The 24,116-nt window shown below is 34.0% G+C and carries 19 protein-coding genes; all 19 read left to right on the top strand.

The window, feature by feature from the left end; all coding sequences use genetic code 11:
* The first annotated feature begins 2 nt into the window (after positions 1-2).
* The gene (locus XJ32_RS03995) at positions 3-1,151 is read left to right on the top strand and encodes a site-specific integrase (RefSeq protein WP_077388433.1); all 1,149 of its coding nucleotides are present in this window, start codon (positions 3-5) and stop codon (positions 1,149-1,151) included.
* Positions 1,152-1,454: 303 nt separating this feature from the next.
* Complete coding sequence (locus XJ32_RS03990; RefSeq protein ID WP_077388432.1) at positions 1,455-1,790, top strand: hypothetical protein; 336 nt, start codon at positions 1,455-1,457, stop codon at positions 1,788-1,790.
* A gap of 194 nt (positions 1,791-1,984) precedes the next feature.
* Entirely contained in the window at positions 1,985-2,164 is a 180-nt protein-coding gene (locus tag XJ32_RS03985; protein ID WP_077388431.1) for a hypothetical protein, read from the top strand.
* Between the two features lie 14 nt (positions 2,165-2,178).
* On the top strand, positions 2,179-2,835 hold the full coding sequence (locus XJ32_RS03980) for a hypothetical protein (protein ID WP_077388430.1): 657 nt from the start codon (positions 2,179-2,181) through the stop codon (positions 2,833-2,835).
* A gap of 326 nt (positions 2,836-3,161) precedes the next feature.
* Complete coding sequence (locus tag XJ32_RS03975) at positions 3,162-4,280, top strand: phage replication initiator YdaU family protein (RefSeq protein ID WP_077388429.1); 1,119 nt, start codon at positions 3,162-3,164, stop codon at positions 4,278-4,280.
* Between the two features lie 228 nt (positions 4,281-4,508).
* The gene (locus XJ32_RS03970) at positions 4,509-4,877 is read left to right on the top strand and encodes a hypothetical protein (protein ID WP_077388428.1); all 369 of its coding nucleotides are present in this window, start codon (positions 4,509-4,511) and stop codon (positions 4,875-4,877) included.
* 356 nt (positions 4,878-5,233) lie between these two features.
* Positions 5,234-6,466 (top strand): RAD55 family ATPase, encoded by a 1,233-nt coding sequence (locus XJ32_RS03965; RefSeq protein WP_077388427.1) that lies wholly within the window; start codon positions 5,234-5,236, stop codon positions 6,464-6,466.
* A 308-nt stretch (positions 6,467-6,774) separates the two neighbouring features.
* Positions 6,775-8,352, top strand: coding sequence for a CHC2 zinc finger domain-containing protein (locus XJ32_RS03960; RefSeq protein ID WP_077388426.1), 1,578 nt, complete (start codon positions 6,775-6,777; stop codon positions 8,350-8,352).
* Between the two features lie 324 nt (positions 8,353-8,676).
* Entirely contained in the window at positions 8,677-9,030 is a 354-nt protein-coding gene (locus tag XJ32_RS03955) for a hypothetical protein (RefSeq protein ID WP_077388425.1), read from the top strand.
* 181 nt (positions 9,031-9,211) lie between these two features.
* Positions 9,212-9,817, top strand: a complete 606-nt coding sequence (locus XJ32_RS03950) for a hypothetical protein (RefSeq protein ID WP_077388424.1) — start codon at positions 9,212-9,214, stop codon at positions 9,815-9,817.
* Between the two features lie 2 nt (positions 9,818-9,819).
* Positions 9,820-10,125 carry a hypothetical protein gene (locus XJ32_RS03945; protein WP_077388423.1) on the top strand — a complete coding sequence of 102 codons (306 nt, stop codon included), beginning with the start codon at positions 9,820-9,822 and terminating at the stop codon, positions 10,123-10,125.
* Between the two features lie 3 nt (positions 10,126-10,128).
* Positions 10,129-10,671 (top strand): hypothetical protein, encoded by a 543-nt coding sequence (locus XJ32_RS03940; protein WP_077388422.1) that lies wholly within the window; start codon positions 10,129-10,131, stop codon positions 10,669-10,671.
* Between the two features lie 345 nt (positions 10,672-11,016).
* Positions 11,017-11,340, top strand: coding sequence for a hypothetical protein (locus XJ32_RS03935; protein WP_077388421.1), 324 nt, complete (start codon positions 11,017-11,019; stop codon positions 11,338-11,340).
* Between the two features lie 142 nt (positions 11,341-11,482).
* Positions 11,483-12,016 carry a hypothetical protein gene (locus XJ32_RS03930; RefSeq protein WP_077388420.1) on the top strand — a complete coding sequence of 178 codons (534 nt, stop codon included), beginning with the start codon at positions 11,483-11,485 and terminating at the stop codon, positions 12,014-12,016.
* A gap of 344 nt (positions 12,017-12,360) precedes the next feature.
* A complete protein-coding gene (locus XJ32_RS03920) occupies positions 12,361-12,786 on the top strand; it encodes a hypothetical protein (RefSeq protein ID WP_077388418.1) in 426 nt (141 codons plus the stop codon).
* Between the two features lie 203 nt (positions 12,787-12,989).
* The gene (locus XJ32_RS03915; protein ID WP_077388417.1) at positions 12,990-13,547 is read left to right on the top strand and encodes a hypothetical protein; all 558 of its coding nucleotides are present in this window, start codon (positions 12,990-12,992) and stop codon (positions 13,545-13,547) included.
* A 37-nt stretch (positions 13,548-13,584) separates the two neighbouring features.
* Positions 13,585-14,670 (top strand): hypothetical protein, encoded by a 1,086-nt coding sequence (locus XJ32_RS03910; protein ID WP_077388416.1) that lies wholly within the window; start codon positions 13,585-13,587, stop codon positions 14,668-14,670.
* Between the two features lie 54 nt (positions 14,671-14,724).
* The gene (locus tag XJ32_RS12725; RefSeq protein WP_254422474.1) at positions 14,725-23,436 is read left to right on the top strand and encodes a putative barnase/colicin E5 family endoribonuclease; all 8,712 of its coding nucleotides are present in this window, start codon (positions 14,725-14,727) and stop codon (positions 23,434-23,436) included.
* Entirely contained in the window at positions 23,429-23,602 is a 174-nt protein-coding gene (locus XJ32_RS12720; protein WP_254422473.1) for a hypothetical protein, read from the top strand. The genes XJ32_RS12725 and XJ32_RS12720 overlap by 8 nt, the downstream gene beginning before the upstream one ends.
* Positions 23,603-24,116: the final 514 nt, after the last annotated feature.

The following is a 24,116-nucleotide window of genomic DNA, read 5'->3' as shown; positions in this document are numbered from 1 at the left end:
ACATGTCAGCATGTGTTTTAGTATTTCAACAAAACTTCACAGACAAAAGAGAGTGTGAGGCATTGCCAGAAAAGACTATCAAATTAAATGATAGAAACATAAAAGTCAGCAAAGCAGGTTACATCTACATACAAAAATACATTAAAGGCGTGCATATAAGAATTAGCACCAAGCTAAAGGCAACTAAAGAGAATCTAGCCCTAGTGCAACAAGAAGCCCATAACTACATAAAAAATGAGCTTGTGCGGCAGGGCTTTATCTTAGAGGGAAGCACCAAAAGAAGCCCTGATGAGTATTTGAGTGATAGTATGTTATATGTATTGCAAGGTTTAACCGACATTAAAGAATCAAGTTATGCAAGATATAAGAGTGCAATGCTTGCTATACAAAAAGACTTAAAACACGCAAGGACGAATAATGTAAATAAAAACTTTTTACATGATTACGCCACAGCCTTGCATAAAAAAGCCTTAAGTAACGCAGAGATTAAAAGCAGGATAAATCTTATTGTGCGTGCATTAAATAACTACAATGAGTATTTTAACCTCCCCTACTTTACAAATACTCTCAATCTCTCAAGGTTTGGAGCAGAGAAAAAAGAAAAATATGCCTTTAAAGAAAATGAGTTAGCAACAATCCTAGAATCTAGTAAAAAAGATGAGATACTGCATAATTATCTTATGATAGCAAGTCATACAGGGGCTAGAGTTGGTGAGATCTTAGCATTAAAGTCTAGCGATATAGATACAGAATATATAAAGATAACAAAGTCAAAAATGCCAAACAATACCATTACCACACCAAAAACAAAAAGCAGTAAAAGAAATATTGCTTTTATCAATGAAAACTTTAAGCATTTCATGCACGACTTAAAAGCAAAATATACAGATACTCTCTTTAATATAAGTCATTCATGCTTACAGAAAAAGTGGAAAAAGCTTTTAAGCGAACTCAATATGAATAAAGAAACACCCATTTATAACCTAAGACATACATTCGCAACACTTGCTATCCAAAAAGGCTTTAATATCCTGCAAGTGAGTAGAACGCTAGGGCATAAAGATGGGCATATTACATCAACCACTTATGCAATAAACACAAATTGCTTTATAGAAAATATGCAAATTAATCTTACAAAGGAGGAAGCATGAGAAAAGAAGATTTAAGCGAAGTTTGCGTGGCTTTTTTGCTATTTGGAAGCTTTATTTTTTTGTTTTATAGCTTGAGTTTAGTTGGCTAGGGCTTGTGATGTGTTTTTTGCTTTGGCATTTTGAGCGTGTGCTGAAAAATCCCTTTTGCAAATAAAAAAGATGTTTCGCGCTAAGCACTCAACATGACAAGGAAAAGGGCGGGGACATGCCAAGCAAAGAGTTTTTGCGATAATGACTAGCTGTTTTTTACATTAATCTTTGAAATGAAATAACAAAGACGAATATTTTACGAAAGGATTTAAAATGCACTACAAACCAAGACCTACACCCCCCAAAGTCCAAACCGACAAGTTTGAAATCGACTTTAGGCTACTTGATTTGCTAGATATTACAAGCAAACGCTACAAAATATCAAAAAATAGGATATTTGAAGCGGCATTGACGACTTTTTTAAGTGATAAGGATTTGCCCTTAAAGATGTCAAGAAAAAGGCGGAAAAAGTTTTTAGTGAAAGAAAGCACTTTAGAGTTACTAGAGACTAAAAGCTATGAATTTGGATTAAGTAAAAATGCGATTGTAAATAAAAGCTTAAAAGAGTTTTTAATACAAAAGCCTTTTTGTCATATAAAAAGGAAGTAGATGGCAAGGCAAACAAGCAACAAGGGAACTAAGTATGCGGAAATATTGCGAGACAATTTTAAGGGTTATTGAGTTTTTTTTGAGAGGGAGTGTATATTAAATACATGACCGAACAAAAAAGCGATAATTCCCTTAAAAGTGTCCGCAAGATAACGCAAGAATATTAACTAAGAAATTAAAGAAAAGGATTAAACATGCTAGACATTTTATTCATATTTGGCGTATTTTCTGCAGTAGCTTTTATATGCCTTATTGTGCTGTATGGTTATGTTGTCTATACAAACCCATTTGTAGAACATAGCTTTATAGACTTTGTGAAAGTCTTTTTTAAATGTCTGTTTAAAATACCAAGTGATAGAGAAAAACAAGACTAAAGAAAGGATTAAACATGACAATACCAAACTTTATTACAAAACTCCCACAAAACATAATCAAGTATAAAGAAAAGCGGGAAAAAGAAATACTTGTGCTTTTAGAAGACATAGATCACGCCTTAAACTTTATAGAGCAAGGTGGCTTTTTATATGAGTATATAAGAGTTTGCCGCCCCTCGCAAACAAGCAAGACATTTATTCCACAAGCAAAAGAGATAAAAGACTTTTGCAAGGCTATCGCTAAGGGCATACGAGTAGATGCCAGTGATGAATACAGAGGCTTTGAGTTTTACGACATGCAAAGCATAAAAAAATACCATGATTGCTACTTGCAAACAAAGATATTAAAGCCTCCAAGTAACTTTTTATTGTGCTTGTATGAAAAAGGTGAGTTTAGCCCAGATGAAGAAGCCTTAAAGTTTTTAGAAAACTATAAAAAAGGGCAAGAGAGGGCAAAGATAGTGCAAGAGAGAGCAAATGAGCTGTCAAATAAAGCTTTTATTGATTCTGTGCGTAAAAAGCTGGGATTAAAAGAGCAAGAGACAAAAAGGGCAATATATAAGTTTATATTGCTTATGTATGAGACTTTTAGTCCGCAGGATTTAAGAGACTATTTTGCAGAGTTTGACAGGCTTGCTTTAATAGAGCAAAAAGAAAGGTTTTTAGCATGATTGTTTGTGCTTGTGATGTTGCCCTTTTGTCTCACTTTGTCGTGTTTGAGCGTGTGCTGAAAAATCCCTTTTGCAAACAAAGAGATGTTTTGGCTAAAGCCTCAACATGACAAGGCAATGAGGCAAAAAACAGAGAGCCAAAAGCAAAAAAAGGAACTAAGTAGTATGCGGAAATATTGCGAGACAATTTTAAGGTTTATTGAGCTTTTTTGAGAGGGAATGTATATAAAATACATGACCGAACAAAAAAGCGAAAATTCCCTTAAAAGTGTCCGCAAGATAACGCAAGAATATTAACTAAGAAATTAAAGAAAAGGATTTAAAACATGCTTGTATATAATAACCCCAAAAGAAACTTCACAATGATTCCAAATGAAGTTATCGACAATGACGACTTAAGCATTCAGGCAATAGCTATTTATACAAAATTAAGGCGAAATTGCTTGGAGTGGAAATTCAGCGCTAAAACAATGGCTAAAAAATGCAGATTAAACATTAAGACCTTTTATAAGTATCTAAACGAGCTGTATAAAAAGGGATTAATAAAACGAGTGCAAAAGCAAGAGAATGGCAGATTTACCAATGAAGTGGCTTATGTATTTGTAAAAGATTTTAACGAAGTTGAAGTAGAATTAGAAGTAAATAAGCTAGAGTTAAATCAAGTAAAAGAATTAGAGAAAGAGACAAGGCTATTGTCAAGCTTAAAAGATAGTGATGAGTTTGTATTACAAGATAGTATGCCAATAGAATCTTATGAAGAGAAAAAGCCTTTTGCTATTTTAGATAATGGCGAAGTATCTTTGAATGATTTTAGCGGTTTTCGAGTGAAAGGCGAAGGGAGTTATCTAAACGATAATGACCGAGCCTTGAGCGAAGAATCCGCTAAAAGCAGCAAAGAGACAAGCCAAAATATCGTCAGACCAAATTTTACCACACATAATAATATAATAGATATAAACAAAACAAAAGAATCCGACAAAGTCGAAAACAGGGCAAAAGATACAAAAAGACAATATGCAATCCTAGACATATCAAAGCTATGGAAGCAATGCAGGGAAGCTATTAAAAAAGCAGATGAAAACAGGAAACAAGAGAGAGCAAAGAAAGAAAACGAATTATTTGCTTTTACAAGCCAATTAGAGCCACAAGAGAGAGAAGCATATTTAAATTACATTGAGTATCGAAGTGATAAAAAGAAGCTATCCAAACATACGCTAAAACGCATACAAGCCAAATTTATGCAGTTAAAATACAGAGGCTTTGACATGTTTGCCATTGTAGAAAACACCATTGCTAGAGGCTGGACTGATCTTTATCCAATGCAAACTAAGCAGCAAAGAAAGCATGAAGAAAGAGTTATAGAGTCTAGTGAGTATAAAAGCTTTAGTGAGAGATACAAAGACTTTGACGAAGAAGCGGAATTAGCAAAGTTATTAGCGTTATAAGGCTGTTTATGTTTGCTTTGCGGCTCAACATGACAATAAAGGTGGCATGACAAGAAAGCAAAGAGACAAAGAAAACAAACCCAGCTTTTTAAGATTGCATTATGGCTTTTAAGTAGTTTTTATGATAGGAGTTACCTTAAGCGGTAATGACTATCATAAAAACTACTTAATCCCTTAAATTGCATAACCAAGATGAAAGCTTTAAAAATTATAAAGAAAGGATTAAGCATGGGTATCTTACAAGTTATAAAAAACTCTAGCCATATAACCTGCCAAGAGTTAGAAGCTTTAAACATGATATTTGAAAGCTTAAAAGCCCCTTACAAAGATTATGTTTTGTTTGATTTGGAAAAACGCATATTGTTTGATACACAAAAGCAGAATAAAGCGACAATCATGTTAAAACTTCAAGATTCTATAATCACCCTTGCAAATCTCAAAGCAGGGAGTGCAAGGCTTGATACAAAAGGGCAGTTTATTACAGAATATGAGGGTTTAAGGCTTAAGAGAAAATACTTTATTGCAGAGATTTTAAACATAAAGGAAGCAGGGATTAAGTATTTTTTGCAGGAGTTAGTAGAAAGGGCAATGGAATAATTTAATGGTGCGTTATGCTTAGCGGACACTTTTAAGGGAATTATCGCTTTTTTGTTCGGTCATGTATTATATATACACTCCCTCTCAAAAAAGCTCAATAACCCTTAAAATTGTCTCGCAATATTTCCGCACGAGAGCCGCAAAGCAAACATCTGCCACTTGTCATTTGAGCGTGTGCTGAAAAATCCCTTTTGCAAATAAAGAGATGTTTCGGCTAAAGCCTCAACATGACAAGAGAAAGTAACGAGGCAAAAGGCAAATAAACCAGCTTTCCAAGATTGATGGTAACATTTCAATGATTGAAATGTTACCACGAGATGAAAGCTTTCAAAAATTACAAAGAAAGGAAGACGGACATGCAACAACAAGGAATACGAACAAGCCTAGAAGCCATTTTCATAAAAAGCTTCATAAATCATTCACTAACACAAAAGGAATTAGAATCCTTTAATCACATCATAAAAGAGTTTAGCGACACAGCAAAAAAAGCCTATGCAATGCTAGAAGAAATGCTAGAATCTAAAACCTATAACGAAAATCTATTTTTTAACAAAATAGTAACCCTGCAAGATTCTAATTTCATAAAAGAATACACAGAAGCAAGCAAGGTAGCAAATCTAGCTCCACTCATAAAAGAGTATGAATATTGTGTCCAATTAGACAGGCAAGAGGAATTAGCAAGTTACATATTCTCACAAGTGCAACAAAGACAAGTTATACAACTTGACACAAATCTATTAAAGCCTTACCAATATCATGCAAAAGCAGATGATTTTCTAAGCTTTGCAGATGCAGAAAAAAGCTTAAAAGAATATGACCCGCAACGCACATATTCCACAGGCATAGAGTTTTTAGACACTGCTTTTAATGGCGGACTTGCAACAGGGCAATTAATCCTTATTAGTGGAGATTATGAAGCAGGGAAAACTACACTTACAACACAAATGCTAGAAAATATGAGTGCGAAAGAGATAGTATGCTTTTTTTGCTTTGAATTTACATTAAGTGCATACATAAGAAGGCGTAAAGAATATCCAAGCCCACTCTTAAAGAAAGAAAATCTCATAACAATTACAGATGGATACGACATAAGAGAGATAAAAGATAAAATCATTTATTTAAACAACGCAAAAGGCATAAAAGTCTTTTTAATAGATTCTCAAATGCGAATAGAAAACAACAATACAAAAGTAGGCAATGGTGAAGAGAAAGAAACTGAAAAGTTTGAGATTTTAGGAAAATTAGCACATGAAAGAGAATTAATCATTATGTTAATAGTTCAAACAAGCAAAAGCGATCCAGACACACCATTTAAGAGTAAAAAAGGCGCACATGAAGCAAGTATTATTATGCACTTAGAAAATGTAGAAAATAAGGATAATTCATTAACAAGTTATGCCATAAAACGCTTAAAAGTAAAGAAAAACAAGCAAACAGGCAAACATTTCAAAGAGGAAATATTCCTAAACTTTAAAACGCAAATGTTTGAGAAAGACCCAAAGCATATATATAAGGATAAGGATTATAACGCAAAGGATTCAGTAATGGGGGCGACGGTTATAGATTTAAGCGAACTGCCTATGTTTTGATAGCGTTTGTCTTTTTGCGGATTCTTCGCTCAAGGCTTGCGGTCATGTATGTATAATACACTCCCTTGACTTTCACTTGAAAACCGCAAAAATTCATCAAAACTTACTTTTGCAATATGCAAGGCGAGACGGCTAACCAAACAAACACACGAATAGTTAAGACAAAACCAGCTTTTTAAGATTGATGGTAGGCTTTCAATGATTTACCCTTTTTTATAGCAGGAGTTACCTATATGCGTAATGACTGCTATAAAAAAGGGTAAATCATTGAAATGTTGCCACAAGATGAAAGCTTTAAAGGATAAAGAATGATACAAAACATAAACGAAATAAAGTCTAACATCGACATTGTAGAAATAATACAAAGTTATATCCCACTTAAAAAAAGCGGGGCAAACTATATAACAAAATGTCCTTTTCATAATGAAAACACAGCGAGTATGAGCGTAAGCAAAGCAAAAAATATATTCCATTGCTTTGGGTGCGGTGAAGGCGGAAATGGCATTGATTTTATAATGAAATATGAAAGGCTAGATTTTACAAACGCAATAAAAAAAGCGGGTGAAATATGTGGCATTCAGGTAGAGGAAACACAAAGCAAAGATTACGCAAAAAGCCTAGCCATACAAGAAAGATTAGAAAAGTTGTATTATAAAAGTTATAAAGCTTTATTAGAGAATGAAAAGCTTGTAGAGTATTTAGCAAAAAGGGGTTTTAAAAAAGATGTATTAGAGGAGTATGGATTTGGGTATTGCTTAGAGATAGATGAAATAAAAGCGATTTTAGGGACACAACTAGCCTTTAGCTTAGGCTTTTTAACAGAAAAGGGACATAACTTTTTTAAAGATAGAATCTTATTATGTATTAGAGATGAAAAAAACAGGATAGTAGGATTTAGTGGCAGGGTGCATGACTTTGCTAACTTTTATAAAGCAGGAAAATACATAAATAGCAAAGAAAGCTTTTTATACAAGAAAAATAGCATTTTATATAACTACACACATGCGTATGAGATTCTAAAAAAGCATAAGCATAAAAAACTTTATATTGTGGAGGGCTATTTTGATGCACTCACTTGCAATTTATTAGGTATTCCTAGCCTTGCTATTTGTAGTGCAAATTTACATGTAAATCAACTGCGATTATTAAGCCGCCTTTTAAAAGATGATATAACACTCTGTATTGCCCTAGATTCAGATGATGCAGGTAGAAGCGGAAGCATAAGGGCGTATAAACTCTGCTTTGAAAATGGATATATTGAGACTAAAATCACACGACTACATAAAGATTATAAGGATTTAAACGAGTTTTACACAAAGGGTGATGTAAAAGACTTGCCATTTATTGAATATGATGGACTAGATTATTGCTTAAAAGTAGAAACAGGATTAGCAAAAAGCATAAAAGAGAAAAAAGAGATAATACAAGGTTATGAAAAGATTCTAAATAACACAAAAGACATTTTTACAAGAGAGTATATAAAAAAGTATTTAAAGGCTTATATCTCTCTGCCAACACAAGAGCCAAGAGAATACAGCAGCCAAGAGAAAAAAGAACAAGATTTTATATTAACCCAACTAGCCCAAGATAAACAGAAAAGATTTATTATGCAAGATATATTAAACGCTAATGATTTTTTCAATAAAGATGTATTTCAAGATATTTTAGAAAATAAAGGCAGCCCAAGAGTAAGAGAATATCTCTTTAAAGAGATTGAAAGCATAGATACAGAGTTATTTTATAAGATAGCTATACGATTTAAAATACATAATTTAGAGAAGCAAAGGAGGGATATTTTAAGAAATACACATATTGACATTAATTATATTATGGGGTTGAATGATAAAATCAGCGAGTTAAAAGAGTTGTTAGAGATTCCTTTTTGATTTTGTAAAAACAATAACAAAGCCCCCTTTCTGTTACTATCTAGCATTGTAACAAATTGTAATATCTACTAAATTTTGTTAATATGCCACACTAACAAAAAGAATAAATAGCAAGAATGCTATTATAATAAGCTTGTTATTCATTGAAAGATACCTCCTTTCCTGCACTTGCTAGAAAAGCGAGAATCTTACCGCTTAAGCTACCAACTTAAGTGGCAACAAAATTATACTTCAAAATATGCAAAACACAAAACAAAATATCCCCCCCTTTAAATGAATAAAAAAACAAACTACCATACAAGAAATTAAATAAAAGGCATAAACATGACACAAACAGACAGAATACACGCGCTAGGCTATTTAGTAGCACATGAAATAAACCTAGAAAACTTGAAAGAGGATAAAAACAATATCTTTTTAATGCGAGAGGGCAGCGAGATTTTATCCGCAAGTATTGAGATTATAGAAAGAGCAGATTCTGGCACAATTGATGTAGGCTTTGATTTTTCAAGCGACTTTTTATTAAATGACATTGATTTATCCACTGAAGCGGTGTATAAATCAAAAGTTGAAACAAGGTTAAAGCAAGATTCCATGCTAACCATTGAAACAAGTCAAAGAAAGGGGAGAATAAAAGTTAGGGTGTTATATTTTACATCAGGCACAATTTATAGTTAGCTCTAGCGTTTGTCTTTTTGCGACTTTTAGCGGATTCTTCGCTCAAGGCTCGGTCATGTATTTTATATACACTCCCTTCGCCTTTCACTCGAAAACCGCAAAAATTCATCAAAAATACTTCACGCTTTAAAGTCTCTAGTTTGCAGTTAAAAGCAAACAAAGATTTAAAAAAGGATAAAAAATGGAAGAACTAGAAACACCACAAGAACCAACAAGCGAATACGACACCACACAAGAGCAAGGACAGCTAGAAGCCATACAAAAAGAACTCCAAGACATTGAGGCAAGTGTAGAAAACGACTTTGCAGAACATATAAGCGCTTTAATTGATAATGATTCAGTGCTTGAAGAGTTGTTTTTTAGTGATAGAGTTACATTCTTTAAAAAAGTCATTGAAGAACAAAATAAATTTGTAAGTGCATTAGTAGAGCCAAGAGCAGCAAAGGCGAAAGAGTTACAGGACACAATCGCTGGTAAAAGTGAAATGGCAAATATTGAAGCCATAAAGCAAGATTTTCAAAGCCGCCACCCAGAAGTTGATATAAAAGAACTCATTGCCTTTTTTGCAAATGAACTTCCCCCAAGAGTGCAAGAAGAGATTAAATCTCAACCCATCGAAGCCTTTTTCGATTTAGTGTATGAGATTTATGCCGCACAGAATGCACCACAAGAAGAGGTGCAAGAAGAATCCCTGCCCGAAGACTTGCCGGCCCAAGCACAAGGCGTGGCGGTGGATTCACAACAAAGCGATACAAACTCAGGCGCACTGCCGATGAATAGGCAATAGCTATGCGTTCGTTTGTAGTTATTTTTAGTGTTATTAATCTTATCTTTTTGCTTATTATCATGTATTTGGGTATTGAAAACAAAAAGCTAGAAGCAGAAAATCTCGCCCTAAATTTTAGTGTCGAAGCACAAAATAGGCTTATAAAAGAGCAAGAAATACAGATTGAAAGCTATGTTTGTGATATAGATTCAATGAAAGCTTACGCGCTAAAAGAGTATAAAAGGGCTTTTAATGCTACAAAGAATGATAAAACATGCGAGGGCAGGTTAAAACACTTAGAAACCATTTTAAAAAGTTATGAGGATTAGAATATGAAAGCAAAAGAGGGCGTATTATACGCAATGATACAAGATGACGAAGTAGTGCAAATATTTGATAGCACACAATTAAGGGAATGGGACGAGAACGCAATTTTTGCAGTAGAAATCCCACAAGGGAAAGAAATACTCATTGGTCAAAGATATGATAAAAAGACACAAAGCTTTGTAGAAAAAAGCTTAGATGAGTTAAAAGAGGATTTAAAAGCACAAATTAGCTTTTACTTTGAAAGAGAGGTAAGCTACATGCAAGCGGGAGTAACACAGGGTGAAATCGCAACTTATGAATCCCAAAAAAGAGAGGCACAAGAGTATTTAGCAGATAATAATACGCCCACCCCGCTTTTAAGCGAAATCGCTAAAAAACGGGGTATGAGTGTGGCAAACTTGGCAGCTAAGATTATTGCTAAAAATGAAGCTTATGTAAGCAATCTTGGAAAGCTTTTAGGCTATAAGCAGAGTTTATGTAAGCAGGTGGAATTGGCAGAATCTAAAGAGGCGTTAAAGGGGATTATCTATAAATCCCCTTTAACTTAGTGTAAGCGTTTGTCTTTTGGACGCTTTTAAGTGAGTTATCAATTTTTGCTCGGTCGTTACCTATTAGGTAACTCCCTTCACAAAAATTTCAACAACACTTAAAATCGCCTCAAAATACTTCACGCTTTAAAGTCTCTAGTTTGCAATCTTAGCTAACAGATTCTAACTTGCAAACAAACAAACCAGCTTTCCAATATTGATGGTAGGCTTTTAATGTTTTTACCCTTTTTTATGCTAGGAGTTATCTATATCGATAATGACTAGCATAAAAAAGGGTAAAAACATTAAAATGTTATCACAAGATGAAAGCTACTAAAAAGAAAAATTTAAATATAAAGGAATAACATGGCATTGGGTGCAGCAGCAGCAGCAGGAATAGCAAGTGGCGTAGGTGCAGCATTGGGTGCAGCAGCAAACATCTATTCAGCTACAAAACAAGCAGAGACAGCAAATAAACAGCTAGAACAGCAACAAAAACAAGCCGAACAACAGCAAAAAAACCTAGAAAAAGCAGAGGCAAAGCAAAATGAAGCAACAAATGCCGCTGCTGCAACTAGCACAAACTTCGCAGAACAAGCAAAAGGCGATAAACCAGAAGAAAGCAGTCTTAGTGGTGGCTTGAGTGGAAGTAGTTTAACAAGCCCGGAGTTACCATTAGCAAGACAATAAGTTTTAATGAGTGATTTTCGCCTCACTTGTCTCGTTGAGCCGAAGCACGAAACATCTCTTTTATTTCAAGTAGAGATGTTGCGTTGCTAAGCACTCAAAATGACAAGAAAAGGGCAAAAAGACAAACAAAAAAAGGATAAATATGTCGAAAACAAATACCGGTTTTTTTCCAAAATCTACAAATGACTACATGCAAAGCTTTAACAATAAAGTAAATAATATTGTTAATCCAGCACCAGCACAACAAAGCTTTTACACACCCACTCAAACTCAAAGTGGTTTATCACAAGAAGTAGAATCGGCAGCTAAAGACTATGTTAAAGGGGGCAATTTGCAGCAAGATCAAAAAACACAAGGATTTGGCGCAGCAAACTGGGCGCAAGCAGGAATAGGTGCGGCAAATTCGTTAATAGGCTTAGGTTTAGGCGCATGGCAAACAAAAATAGCCGAAGATGAAAGAGTAGCAAAGGAAAAACAAAGACAAATAGAAAATGAGCGTTACAACCAGCAGAAAGACTACCATGAAAAAGGGATAAATGATGCGGCAAATACAGCCAGTGGATTAAAATCAGCAAGTGCAAATGTCTCAAGCCCACAGCAAAACACAGCACAAGCCCAAAATCCGCCACCAGCAAACACACCGCCACAGGAAGATTTACCAATGCAAAGGCAATAAGTTTTAATGAGTGATTTTTGTCATGTTGAGTGAAACGAAACATCTTTATTTTCATGCTAGTGAGATGTTTAGGCTAACGCCTCAACGAGACAAGAAAGGAAACATGCCAAGCAAAGAGCCAAAGAAAACAAAAGGAACTAAGTATGCGGAAACAAAACAGGCAAACAAGCAACAAAGGAACTACGAATGCGGAAATATTGCGAGGCAATTTTAAGGTTTATTGAGCTTTTTTGAGAGGGAGTGTATATTAAATCCATAACCGAACAAAAAAGCGATAATTCCCTTAAAAGTGTCCGCAAGATAACGCAAGAATATTAACTAAGAGAACGAGAAAGGATTAAAACATGCTAGAATATAAACTCCTAAACACCCCAAAAAATACAAAAATGTTAGCCATACTTTTTGACAATGCCCTGCCAAACGAACACATACAAGAAGAACATATACAAGAGGCAATAAAAAAGCTGTATGGGGAAAATGCAAAAATTACAAGCCTAGTTTTAAATGAAGCAAAACCGCCCCTTGATTTAAGTGCATGTAATGATTATATTATACAAGTAAGATGTGATGATACAGACTACACCGCTTATAACTTTGCATGCTGCTTTTTAGATTCTAAAGATATGTTGAAATTGCGTGAAAGCATAGAAGATATTACAGAGTGTTTAAAGATATTGCGAGGTGATAGGTATTATACGCATCCGTTATACTATAAAGATTTTGCAATAGCAATCTATGAAAAAAGTGCGTTATCTTTTGGACGCTTTTAAGTGAGTTATCATAAAATGCGGCGGTCATGTATTTTATATACACTCCCTTGCATTTTATTCAACAACACTTAAAATCGCCTCAAAATATTTCCGCACGAAACTCTTGTTTTTTGCGGTTAGCAAATCTTAGAATCTAGTTTAGCGACATGCAAAAGCAAAAAAACAAGATGAAATCTTTAAAAAATTAAACAAAAGGATAAACAATGGCAATGCCAGATCCCACACTAGGTAGAGTGCAAGACACAGGACATGCAGGCATAAGACAAGGTTTTCAATCCATTATGGATTCTTTAAACCAAAATTCACAAATGGCAATGAGTGCTATTGAGAATTGGAAACAAAGAGATTATGCCGCAAAAGAAGCAGAAAGAGAGAGAGTTTTTAAAGCAGAAGAAGCACTAAAAACAAGAACACATGAAAGCAGTGAAAATGATAAGAAAATAGAATCAGCAGAAAACATAACAAGATGGAATAATCAAACAAGTGAGAAAAATGCACAAACTGCTGCAAATGCCTCAAAGCATAATGCTAGGTATGCAGAACAGCAAAGATTAGTAAATGTTGCAGGACTTACAGGGTATAAAGGTAATGTTTTCTTGGTCAAAAATGGGAAGAATGTAAAAAATGGTGATGCTTATAAGCTTGACCCAAAATGGATAGCATATGCACAACAAAAAGGTATAGACCCATACACAGGCGCGCAAACAAAGCAAAACCAAAATAACCCACAACAACCAACAAATCCAATGCAAAAACACTAACAAACAAAGAATAGCTAAAAACTAAAAAGGATTAAACATGGCATTACCACTTATCACACTTCTAGGAAGTATGGGGACAGGACAAGGACTCGCATGGACTACAGCCGCAGGAGTAGCAGGAGGCATGGCAGTAAATAGCCTTACCAAAGATAAAGAAGCAGAGGCAAAAAAGCAAGAAAAAGCCCTAAAAGAGCAACAACAAAATGATAATGAAGCCTTTCAAAATGCCCTTAATGATGAAGCCAACCAGCAAGAATTCTTAAATGCTATGCAAAATAATAAATCCTTGCAAGAATCCTATAATAACTCCCTTAATGCCACACAAAATACGCCAAAGGAAGAAAACGAAGTTGAAGCAACAACAAAAACCCTAGCCCCAAAATTCTACAGAAACACAGGCATAAGCTACTTTGATAATAAAGAGCATTTAAGCCTAGCTGATGCCTTTTTAGCAAAAGAATTGGGAATAAATCTAAGCTATGTTAATATGGATTTAAACGCAAATGTTAAAAAAACAGACATAGGCAAAGCTAAAAATGAGTTAGCGGGACTCTTTGCAGATTCTAAAAGTCTTTTAGATGGTGTATCACATTATGAAAAGACTTACTTAGAACAAGATGGAAATACTTTTTTAAATAGTCATGCTATGGCAGGTCTTGGAAGAAAGATAAATGATGTTACAAATGGCTTTATAAACCTCTCAAATAATGCAAATGAAAAGATTTTAAGCAGAAATAAAATGGACGCCTATACTCTAGCAAGTCTTATGAATGGAGGGGCTGGAAAAAGGACAAATCAAAATATAAATGATGCAAAAGCAGTAATTGATAATACATGGAAAGGTAGGGAAAACTATTATGCAGGTGTAGTATCAGGCTTAGAGAATGGCATAAACTTCATGAATGAAAAAATGTCTTATATGCAAAATGCAGGTATTCCAGTCTCACAAAGCGATAGTTTGAAAATGTATCTCTTAAATGAGCTAAAAAAGGATTTAAATACAGCACAAGGCAAACAGCCCTTAAGTGATAGCTTTGAGAGAAACAGAAAAGCCTTAGGCATATTGAATGAAAAAGGTGATGCAGGAATAAATGAAGCGATGAGACTTATCCAAGCTAAATAGGATTTTATATATACAAACAACTAACACTCAAGTCCAGACAAAAAAAGGTAAAGCATGACACTCTCTCTAAACCCCACACTAACCCAAAACAAAGAAAAAAATACAGAAATACAAGTAGCAAACACAGATTTAGTTACACAACATAAACCAATGCCACAACTACAAGCACAAAACACAGATTTAAACACACAAGACAATACAGAATCTAACACACAAGCCCAAGAGCCAATACACCAAACACAAAACACAACACAAAGCTTTGACATAAATAATAAAGCTTACCAAGACTTCGTAAAAGCAAAACTAGCCGCACAAAAGGGCGCAGAAGTCTTAAACGATAAATTCTCAAACAATGATTATATACAAGGTGCATACAGAGCAGTAAAAGAGAGTGCAAAAAGCTTTAATCCCCTTGATGAAGAAACAAAAGAGAGATATAACAAGGGAAATTCAGGTGATGCCTTATGGGAAGCATGGAACACAATCACAGGACAAACTGCCCTAAGAAACTATAACAAAGAAAAGCTAAAAGAGAAAGAAGCACAACAGGCAGTGTATTCATACCTAGAAAAATATGGGACAAGTAAGGAATCTATAGGCTTAAAAAACTATGAAGAAGATAAGCTAAAAGAACAAAAACTTATAAAAGGGATTCAAAACAAAGAGACAAAAGACTTAAGCGAAGAGGAAAAGGATTATTTAAGAGATTCTGAATCTAATATATCCCGCTTTATTGACTATCTTTTTACAGATGAAAATAAAAACCTCCAAAAGTATAAAAACAATCTTACAAGACAAAATATTAACCATGAATTAGTAAAAAAGCTAGTCATACTTGACTCTCAAAACTCATCAATATTTAACTTAACAGAGGATTTGCAAAAAGAAGCAAGACAAAAGACACTTACATCAGGCACAAAACTAGCCCAAATGTATGGCTATGATAGGCTAGAGTATGATGCACAAGCACAAGATTATGTTTTAATCGATAAAGAGGGTAATAAGCTTTACCCCGATATGCAATCAGTCTTTAATAACTTAGGGACTGCCCTTGAAGCAAATTATTATGATGTAGTGTCTTCCTTTATCCCAGTAGGAAAAGCCGCACAAGTAACAAAGGGAGGTATTAAACTCACCCAAAGCCTAACAAAAACAGCCCTGCAAAGTGCGGGAATGAGTGCAATAGCTAGTCCGCTAGATTATATCAATATGCAAAACGAGACAGCCCAAGAGGGCGATATACAAGACATACTAAAGCATAGTGCAGGAAATGCGTTAGGCAGTGCAGTAGGCGTGTATGTTGGAGCAGGTATAGCAAAAGGGGCAAGTAAAGCATATAACAGCATTAAAGATTTAAAGAATCTAAGCACAGATGATTTAAAAAACATAAAAATAAGCAAATACCTAGATAATGAAGAAGCCTCAATACATAGAAAACTAGCAAAATTCAATAAAAGTGAGATAGATTCTAACTATGAAATATTTAAAAACTTACAAAGCGATAGGGTAATAAGTAAAGAAATGAAAGACCCCACATTTATGGGTAACTTCATGGACAAAATAAGCGATTATAATGTATTAAAACATCTCTCAAGCAAGAAAGAAAGCCAAGATAAGCTACTTTCAGCATTATTTTCTAATAAAGAGTTAGCTAGAGAGTTTGCAGGAAAACTCACAAGCGAAGAGGCTACAATTGTGAATAAAGCCATTCATGCAATGGGGGAAAACTTTACAAGACTTTCTAAAGAATACGAACAACAAATCATAGATGAGTATGCAAAAAGTGGAAAAATAAAAGGATTAAACCCACATACTGAAATGCAAAATCGTCATGTTGAGCCACAAAAGCACGAAACATCTCATTTGAATGGAAATAAAGATGTTTTTACTTTTTCAAAGTCTCAACATGACAAGGGAAACTTTAATGCCCCAACAAAGCAAGTGAAAAGCCAAATGATAGAAGCATTAAAGCCTATATTTAACCAAACAATGACAAGCAGTGATGGAGTGCAAGCCTATATGTCTCTAAAATCTCTCTCAAAGATGACAAGCCCACAGGCGATACAAAAAAGCATAGATAATGGATTTAGTAGAGAAGAGCATTTAAAGGCAGTGCTAGATATACAGAGATTGTTTGAAAATGCGAAGCTACAAGCGACAGAACCGCATAAAAGCGGAGAGAAAAACGCAATTATACACAGATTAAATAGCGAGTTAGAAAATGGTAATGCCTTGATTACAATAAAAGAAAGTTTAGATGCAAATAAAAATAGAGTGTATAGCTTAGAATTAGAATTAACCCCACGCTTTAGCGACTCTAGCACACCCTTGAATACTAAAATCAGCGAGGGCGGTTTTAACTCACAAAAAGGACACCAAGAGCAGACTATAAAAGCCGAGCCGTCTATTGCTAAAACCGATACTGACATTATACCACAAAACCTGCCAGAAGTCTATAAGCACATGTTAGATGAAATCGACAAACAAGCAAAACAAGATTATAAAACAAGCATTGATAACTTGCAAAACGCCCTAAATGATACAGACTTTAAAGCCACATTACTGCAAGGTTACAAACAAGTAACAGATGACGCAATTGAAAGCTTAGGACTTGATAATCAACTCACAAATACTTTAATACGAGAAACACAAAAGCTAGAATCTAAACCAAATATAAGTCTAAGCGAAGCGATAGAATTACGCAAAAATATAAATGAAATCATGCGAAATTATGAAAAAAGCAGCAGTGATTTAAAGAAATTTAGGGCAAACAAACACCTAGATAACATAAAAGATAATATCGATAATGCGATTAAAAACGCCTTAGATTCTAAAGTCGCACAGAATGAAGTACATTTAGGGCGCAATGAAATAGAAATAAGTCCATTAACGCGTCAAGAAGCAGACGAACTTTTCTCAAACTTTCAACAAGCAAATAAAAACTACGCACAAATAAAAGAGTCTTTAAATGACAAATTTGCCAAAGCCCTAACCAAAGGCATGAATAAAAAAGACTTAGATTCAAGACTTACCATAGAGCAATGGAAACAAAGAGTGCTAGACACACAATGGGGTGATAGCATAAAAGGGCTAGAGAACACAATATTTAAAAACTTTAATCCAAGAATGCAAAAACACACACAAATGCTAACAATACTTAGGGCATTAGACAGAAATGTAAAGCTAAATGATGATACATTCCCAATTGATTTTACTAAGATTTTAAGCGATATTGAGAATCTAGAAAAGCTTACACTGCACCCTGAAATCTATCCTATACTCGATACTTTTAAAAGCTATGCTAAAAGCTATCAATTCGCCCAAGAAATAAGCAAAGCAAAAGCATTAGAAAACCAAGTAGGCAGCGGTGCATTAGCCACAACACTAGAGGGCAGAATAAAAGTCTTTTTAACCAATAGATTATTTAAAAAGCTTTTTGCCTTTATCCCTTACATAGGCGATAATGCAGCCATAACAAAAGCCTTGCAAAGTGCTATAAAAGATTTAAAATACCCAAGTGAAATCACACTAGAAACGCTTAAAGTGCTAAATAAAGCAGATTTAGACAAAGGCTTTAAACCCATAAAAGATAAAGAGAATAAACCAAGATTTGAATACAAGGCAAACACACCTTTAAGTGATAAAGAATTACAGAGCCAAATAAGAGGTAATACACAGATATTAACCCCAAAAGATACAAGCGAGATAGAAGCCATTGCAAGTAATCCACTCATTCAAAACATGGAGAGACAAGCAAAGTATAATGAAGAACTCACACAAAAAATAAGCCAATTTGAAGCAAATAAAGAAAACATTCAACAAGATATATTAAATAATCTAGTTGTTGCCACACAAGAGATAAAGCAAAACACAGAGTTATTAAAACAACTAGCCCAACAACTCACACACAATAACCCAATCCACACGCCAAATAAAAGCATAATAAAAGCAGAGGCAAATAATGAAACCTATTTCATAACAACAGATAAAAACAACATCACAGCCATAGAAAAACAAGAATTGCAGCTAGCACAGCCAAAAACTTATGATGAGTTAATGCAAAGAGACAAAAACGAAAACGCAACACTAGAATCATACAGAGACCAATATGCAGATATAGCAGAGATAAAAGAAGCACAAGCACAGAAGCAATTGTTGTTAGAGTATAAGCCAGAAGTTGCGAAAGCAGATGGTAGCATAAAGCAAGAAATAAGTAAAGACACACCACAAACAAAACCATACGAAGTAAATGAGAATGGCAGAAAATACATAGAAATCCCAGATGATGAACTAGCAGATTTTGAAAAGCCTATCAAAGAAGCCTTATTACTTGAGCCAAGACAACAAGAGCTATTAAAAAAAATCAATGCAGATTCCAAAGATATAGACAGCTATGCAGAATTTATGACAAATGAAAGAAAGATTATGAAAGGACATGAATTTACCTTTAATCAACAGCAAGAGGGATTAGCAGATAGATTTTTAAACATGGCAAATTCACTAGAAAACCCAAGAGATAGAAACCACTATGCAGAAAATATACTGGCAAATATGAAACATGATATAGAAGAGGTATATAAAAGCAATGCTACAGAGTTTCTAGCAAGGGAAGCAGAAAAGCCATTTTATAAGCAAATGGATAAAATACGAAAGGAAACAGGCGAGATAGTAGAAGCATTAAATAAAGAAAGAGACAGACTGCACGCAGAAAAAGAGACACAATTAAAAACACAACAAGAAACAGAGAAAGCCGCAGAGATTGAGAAAATTGCAAACTATGATTTAGAAACAGCATATAAAGAAAAAGCACATTTAGAAAAGATTATGCAAAGTAATCGCAATGATTACAGCCCTTATAGTTTTAGCCCCGCACATAATAGTGAATTTTTAGATAAGTTGGATTTAGTAGAACAAAGAATAAGGGATTTAAAAAATCAATTACCAAATAAAACCCCACAAGAAAATAAACCAAGCAAAGTAGAAGCCCTAAAAGATTTTATAGATAATGCAAGATTTCAAGTCGATTATGCAATAAAAGCTAAAGGGACAGATACAGCCTTGAAGCTTATACAACAAATGATAAAGGATACAAATAACACTTATGAAGCCAAGTTTTTATATCGTTTGAAAAATGAAATATCTAGTGTTAAGGAATTGCCAACAAAAAGCAATTTAGAAAGAGATTTAACACAATCTAATAAAGAAAATACATACATTTTACGAGAACAAACAAAAGAGATTTTAAACTCATTAGTGGGTAAAAATATCACTAATCAAAATGATGGCAGGATAGCACAAATTTCACGCAAAAATATTGCCAAAATGACAAGTGATAAAGCAATACAAAAAAGTGTGGATAATGGCTTTACTCCACAAGAACATTTTAAAGCCGTGCAAGATATAGAAAACTTGTATCAAGGGGCAGTTTTGAAAGAAACGCATAAGGATAAAAAGAGTGAGAATCCTAATGTTTTCATACATAGATATAACGCAGATTTTAATGGAAATAACGCACTGATAACAATTAAAGAGAGTTTAGATAGTAACAGCAAAGGTAATAAGATTTATACGCTAGAATTAGAAGCCCTTGAGTTAAAGCCCTCTGCACCCGAGCCTCAAGGTAGTGCAACAATGTCTAGGAATACAGGATATGCAGAGCCTGTAACGCCCACTGAAACACCTGCTGACATTATACCACAAAAGCTAACAGAACGCATAAAAAACGATTTAGATTCTAACGATTATGCAGAAATGCTAAAAAGTTTAAAGCAATTAGAAAATAAACAAGCAGAGATTGATACATTTACAAATGAAGCCAACTTAATACGCAACACTTTAGAAAAGCAAGAGACAGAGAAATATGAAAAAATAGTAAGTCCTTTATTTGATAAATATCCAATAATGAAAGAGTTTTACAATGAAAGAGATATAAATACACATATCTATTTTAAACGCTTTAAAAACGAGTTTTTAGAGCGATACAACACGCAATATGATTTCTTTACTTTAGATGAAAAAGCCTTTCTAGCTAAATATCCAAATTTTACTCAACAAGACTATAAGGAAGCTACAACACAGAATCTAAAAGCCTTAAAAGATAAAAATGTAAGCATAAATGAATATGTCTCTTTTGCTAAAGAATATATGGATATTGTAAATAATCCTGTTTTTGAAAAGATGGCGAAAGAAATTGATTCTGTAGATAAAAAATATTGGGATACTCACTTTGAGATGAGTGAGCAACGGGATTCTAAAGTAAATGAAATCATTGCCATACTTAAAAAGGATATTGACTCTATTGATATTGCAAACAAGGCAGATGTTAGCATTGATAATTTCCATAAATTAGGCAGATACCTTGCATTTATGAAGCAGCCTGAATTTGGATTTGCTAACAAACTGACATTCACAAAAACTGGGTTTTTTGGAAAATTTTTAGAACAGACAGATATAAAACAACGAGAACTTTTAGGCGAATTATTATCAGTAGAAAAACTTTTAGAGAAAGAAGGAAAAGCTAACAGAGTTTTACAAGATAGGCTTTTCACTATATTTAGGTTAATGCGAGGGGAAGAGTTACTAGATAGAGAGATAAAAGATGTACCATTAGCAAGAGAGTTGATAGAAAAACAGCTAAACATTAAACCCATAAAAGAATTTGGCACAAACTATGCAGAACATTATCACAGCGGCGAGACTGCTATACAAAAACTCATAAATGAAGCACAAGCACATAAAGAAAGCGGAGCTAAGGGCGAGTATAAAGGACAAGTTGCAGGGGCATTTCATCGTAAAGAATTGGGGGATATTGATTTAGTATGGGGGAATGAGAAAATAGGCTTACAAAAAATAGTAGAAAAACATTTAAACGATTTTGCAGACTTTGCAGGAAATAATCCTTATGAAAAAATGTCAAATGCAATCAATGAGATTATACAAAATGGCAAACTACTTACTGAAAATGGAGTAAATACGCTATGGTATAAAAATGGCGATGAGTATTATCTCGTGGGAATCTCAAAAGGATTTAATAAACAAGGTGATAACAATTGGGTTATAACAAGCTACAAGAAAGATAATATTACAAATTTGCAAAAAGAAAAAGTGGATAAGCTATTCAGTAGCGATGCCGAAGTCCTTTCCGCTCAAGGCAAATTTAATGAGTTAGAGACTCTTAACTCAACTACTACCAACATTATACCACAACAAACCCTAGAATCTACCATGCAAAAGTTTAATTACGATGAGAAAAAGGCAAAAGATTTACTAGAATGGCATAAAGATTCTAGCCCTTTAACAAAAGATGAAAATGGACTGCCTAAAGTGTTTTATCATGGCACAACACTAAGCAGTATGAAAAGATTGCATAATAAAGAACTTAAAAAACCTTTTGAAGTCTTTAATACTAAAGATAATTCAGTTTCTAATTTTAGCATAGGCAATTGGTTTTCCAATGATAAAAACCTTGCTAAAAACTATGCAGATGATGATGAAGGAAACTTTATATATGAAGTATTTTTAAATATCAAAAAGCCCTTTATTATGGAAAAAGAGCTTACACAAGAAAAAATAAAAGAGATTGATAAAATTTTTAAATTCACTAAAAAAGATAAAGAAAGGGGATTAAGGGCAGTAGAAAATCTAAAACAAGCAAAAGCAGAGTTAAAAGAAAGCGGCTTTGAGTTTTTGCAATATGACAGAGAAAGCGTTAAGATAAGGCATATAGAAAGTGGCAAAGAGTTTAGCACACCGCTTTATAATCTAAAAAAGGAAAATTTGCATGAGAGCATAAGAGCTTACGAGGCAGATTTAAAACATAATCCTAATTTAGATGAGAGTTTGCAAGAGTTAAAAGAGCTTGATTCTCTCTTAAAAAAAGATTCGCCCACATTATATGAAGCTGGGTTTGAAAAAGAATTTTTTAAAAATGAAACCGAGCTTTATATCCTAGCCGCTGCAAGAGAGAATGAGAAATTACAGGAAGTAGTGGGCGGACACTATGGTGTATATGGCGGTTATGGAAGAATGTATCAAACAGCTAGAATCTATCCATTGCAACAATTTTATAAAAAAGCAGGATATGATGGCATATTGTTTAATGATAGGGAAATAGTAGCATTTGATTCCAATCAAATAAAGCACATTGACAATAAAGGAAGCTATACAGATACAAAAGGCAATATCACAAAGACTAAACCAAAAAATAAAGAATCTACACATACCTACTTTAATGAAAATAGCCCTAATATCATGTATGCTAATCCAAGTCATTTGGGAAGTGGAATAATAAGTGGCACTGCAGCAGGAATTGAGACTGATGAGAATGGAAACATTGTAGGATTTAATCCTGCTAAGTTTGCCGCTGGATTCTTAGGTGGGGCGGTAGGAAGTAAGGCGGTAAGCAAACTCTATAACAATGAAAGCACACAAAGATATGCTACTTTAGCTATTAAAAGCATACAAAAAGACTGCAAATCTTTGAGTGAAAATAATCCAGCTATGTTTGCTAAAAGAATGCAAAAGTTTAATCCTAGAGATTTTTTAAAAGGCAAAAAGGAAATAAATAGCTTGAGTAATGAAATATTTAACAAAGAGTTAGCAAAAGCCATAGAATCTGCCTTGCAAAATGGTAAAGTAGAGACAATGCCACAAGCAGAGTTTAGAAATAGAGAAGAGTTTGCAAAAATGTTTGATAGTATAAATGGTAATAAGGGTGTTATCAAAACGCCCTATAAAGATATAAAAGTATATATTCCTTATGCGTGAACATTTTACAAACAACACATATAACACAAACCGAGAAAATATAAAAGGCGGATTTTTTGAGACTTTTAGAGACCCTTTATTTATTGTAGAACAAACACAGCAAGGGCAAAAAGAGCCTAGCGTATATTTTTATAAACCATTTTTTGATAAGGATAAAATCTTATGAATCTGTTTGGAATAGGCATACAAGGACATAAAATCAAATTTAAAACATATTATTTTGATGAAAAAGAAACCAGAATAAACAATATATTAAAGAGTGAAAATGTAAAGATTTTGTATTTAAAGGGATAGCCTACACCAAAATCCCATCCCATGCAATCCGACACAACACGGTTAGGTTTGTGAAATAGCACCAAACTTATAGCCGGTATATATCTTTACTAATGCTACCACAGATGAAGGCATATGGCTATCATACCACAAATTCCCAAATAAAACAAGCCCCTATATTTCAATTAAAAAAGTAAATATAATAAAAGGTGTCGCTTATGTTTTAAGCAGTTTTACGCAATAAAGCATAAGCCCCCATTATTAGCATATGCGTAATGGGATTAACTCTAAGATAGTATAAAAAAGCCTTGCCTCGTTGCTTTCTCTTGTCATGTTGCGTTTGTCATGTTGAGTGCAAAGCACGAAACATCTCGCAAGTTTTGCAAGGCGGGTAAAATCCTTTTTAT

This window comes from Helicobacter bilis, from assembly GCF_001999985.1.
Taxonomy (GTDB): Bacteria; Campylobacterota; Campylobacteria; order Campylobacterales; family Helicobacteraceae; genus Helicobacter_A; species Helicobacter_A rappini.
The sequence above is the reverse complement of the archived record's forward strand: the minus strand, read 5'-3'. Positions and strand labels throughout refer to the sequence as shown.

What these genes read in the sequence shown, in the direction of transcription:
- XJ32_RS03935 (WP_077388421.1), top strand. Translation starts at nt 11,017, where the DNA reads ATGGCATTGGGTGCAGCAGCAGCAGCAGGAATAGCAAGTGGCGTAGGT.
- XJ32_RS03930 (WP_077388420.1), top strand. Translation starts at nt 11,483, where the DNA reads ATGTCGAAAACAAATACCGGTTTTTTTCCAAAATCTACAAATGACTAC.
- XJ32_RS03915 (WP_077388417.1), top strand. Translation starts at nt 12,990, where the DNA reads ATGGCAATGCCAGATCCCACACTAGGTAGAGTGCAAGACACAGGACAT.
- XJ32_RS03955 (WP_077388425.1), top strand. Translation starts at nt 8,677, where the DNA reads ATGACACAAACAGACAGAATACACGCGCTAGGCTATTTAGTAGCACAT.
- XJ32_RS03990 (WP_077388432.1), top strand. Translation starts at nt 1,455, where the DNA reads ATGCACTACAAACCAAGACCTACACCCCCCAAAGTCCAAACCGACAAG.
- XJ32_RS12720 (WP_254422473.1), top strand. Translation starts at nt 23,429, where the DNA reads ATGCGTGAACATTTTACAAACAACACATATAACACAAACCGAGAAAAT.
- XJ32_RS03965 (WP_077388427.1), top strand. Translation starts at nt 5,234, where the DNA reads ATGCAACAACAAGGAATACGAACAAGCCTAGAAGCCATTTTCATAAAA.
- XJ32_RS03910 (WP_077388416.1), top strand. Translation starts at nt 13,585, where the DNA reads ATGGCATTACCACTTATCACACTTCTAGGAAGTATGGGGACAGGACAA.
- XJ32_RS03995 (WP_077388433.1), top strand. Translation starts at nt 3, where the DNA reads ATGTCAGCATGTGTTTTAGTATTTCAACAAAACTTCACAGACAAAAGA.
- XJ32_RS03920 (WP_077388418.1), top strand. Translation starts at nt 12,361, where the DNA reads ATGCTAGAATATAAACTCCTAAACACCCCAAAAAATACAAAAATGTTA.
- XJ32_RS03960 (WP_077388426.1), top strand. Translation starts at nt 6,775, where the DNA reads ATGATACAAAACATAAACGAAATAAAGTCTAACATCGACATTGTAGAA.
- XJ32_RS03950 (WP_077388424.1), top strand. Translation starts at nt 9,212, where the DNA reads ATGGAAGAACTAGAAACACCACAAGAACCAACAAGCGAATACGACACC.
- XJ32_RS12725 (WP_254422474.1), top strand. Translation starts at nt 14,725, where the DNA reads ATGACACTCTCTCTAAACCCCACACTAACCCAAAACAAAGAAAAAAAT.
- XJ32_RS03985 (WP_077388431.1), top strand. Translation starts at nt 1,985, where the DNA reads ATGCTAGACATTTTATTCATATTTGGCGTATTTTCTGCAGTAGCTTTT.
- XJ32_RS03945 (WP_077388423.1), top strand. Translation starts at nt 9,820, where the DNA reads ATGCGTTCGTTTGTAGTTATTTTTAGTGTTATTAATCTTATCTTTTTG.
- XJ32_RS03975 (WP_077388429.1), top strand. Translation starts at nt 3,162, where the DNA reads ATGCTTGTATATAATAACCCCAAAAGAAACTTCACAATGATTCCAAAT.
- XJ32_RS03940 (WP_077388422.1), top strand. Translation starts at nt 10,129, where the DNA reads ATGAAAGCAAAAGAGGGCGTATTATACGCAATGATACAAGATGACGAA.
- XJ32_RS03980 (WP_077388430.1), top strand. Translation starts at nt 2,179, where the DNA reads ATGACAATACCAAACTTTATTACAAAACTCCCACAAAACATAATCAAG.
- XJ32_RS03970 (WP_077388428.1), top strand. Translation starts at nt 4,509, where the DNA reads ATGGGTATCTTACAAGTTATAAAAAACTCTAGCCATATAACCTGCCAA.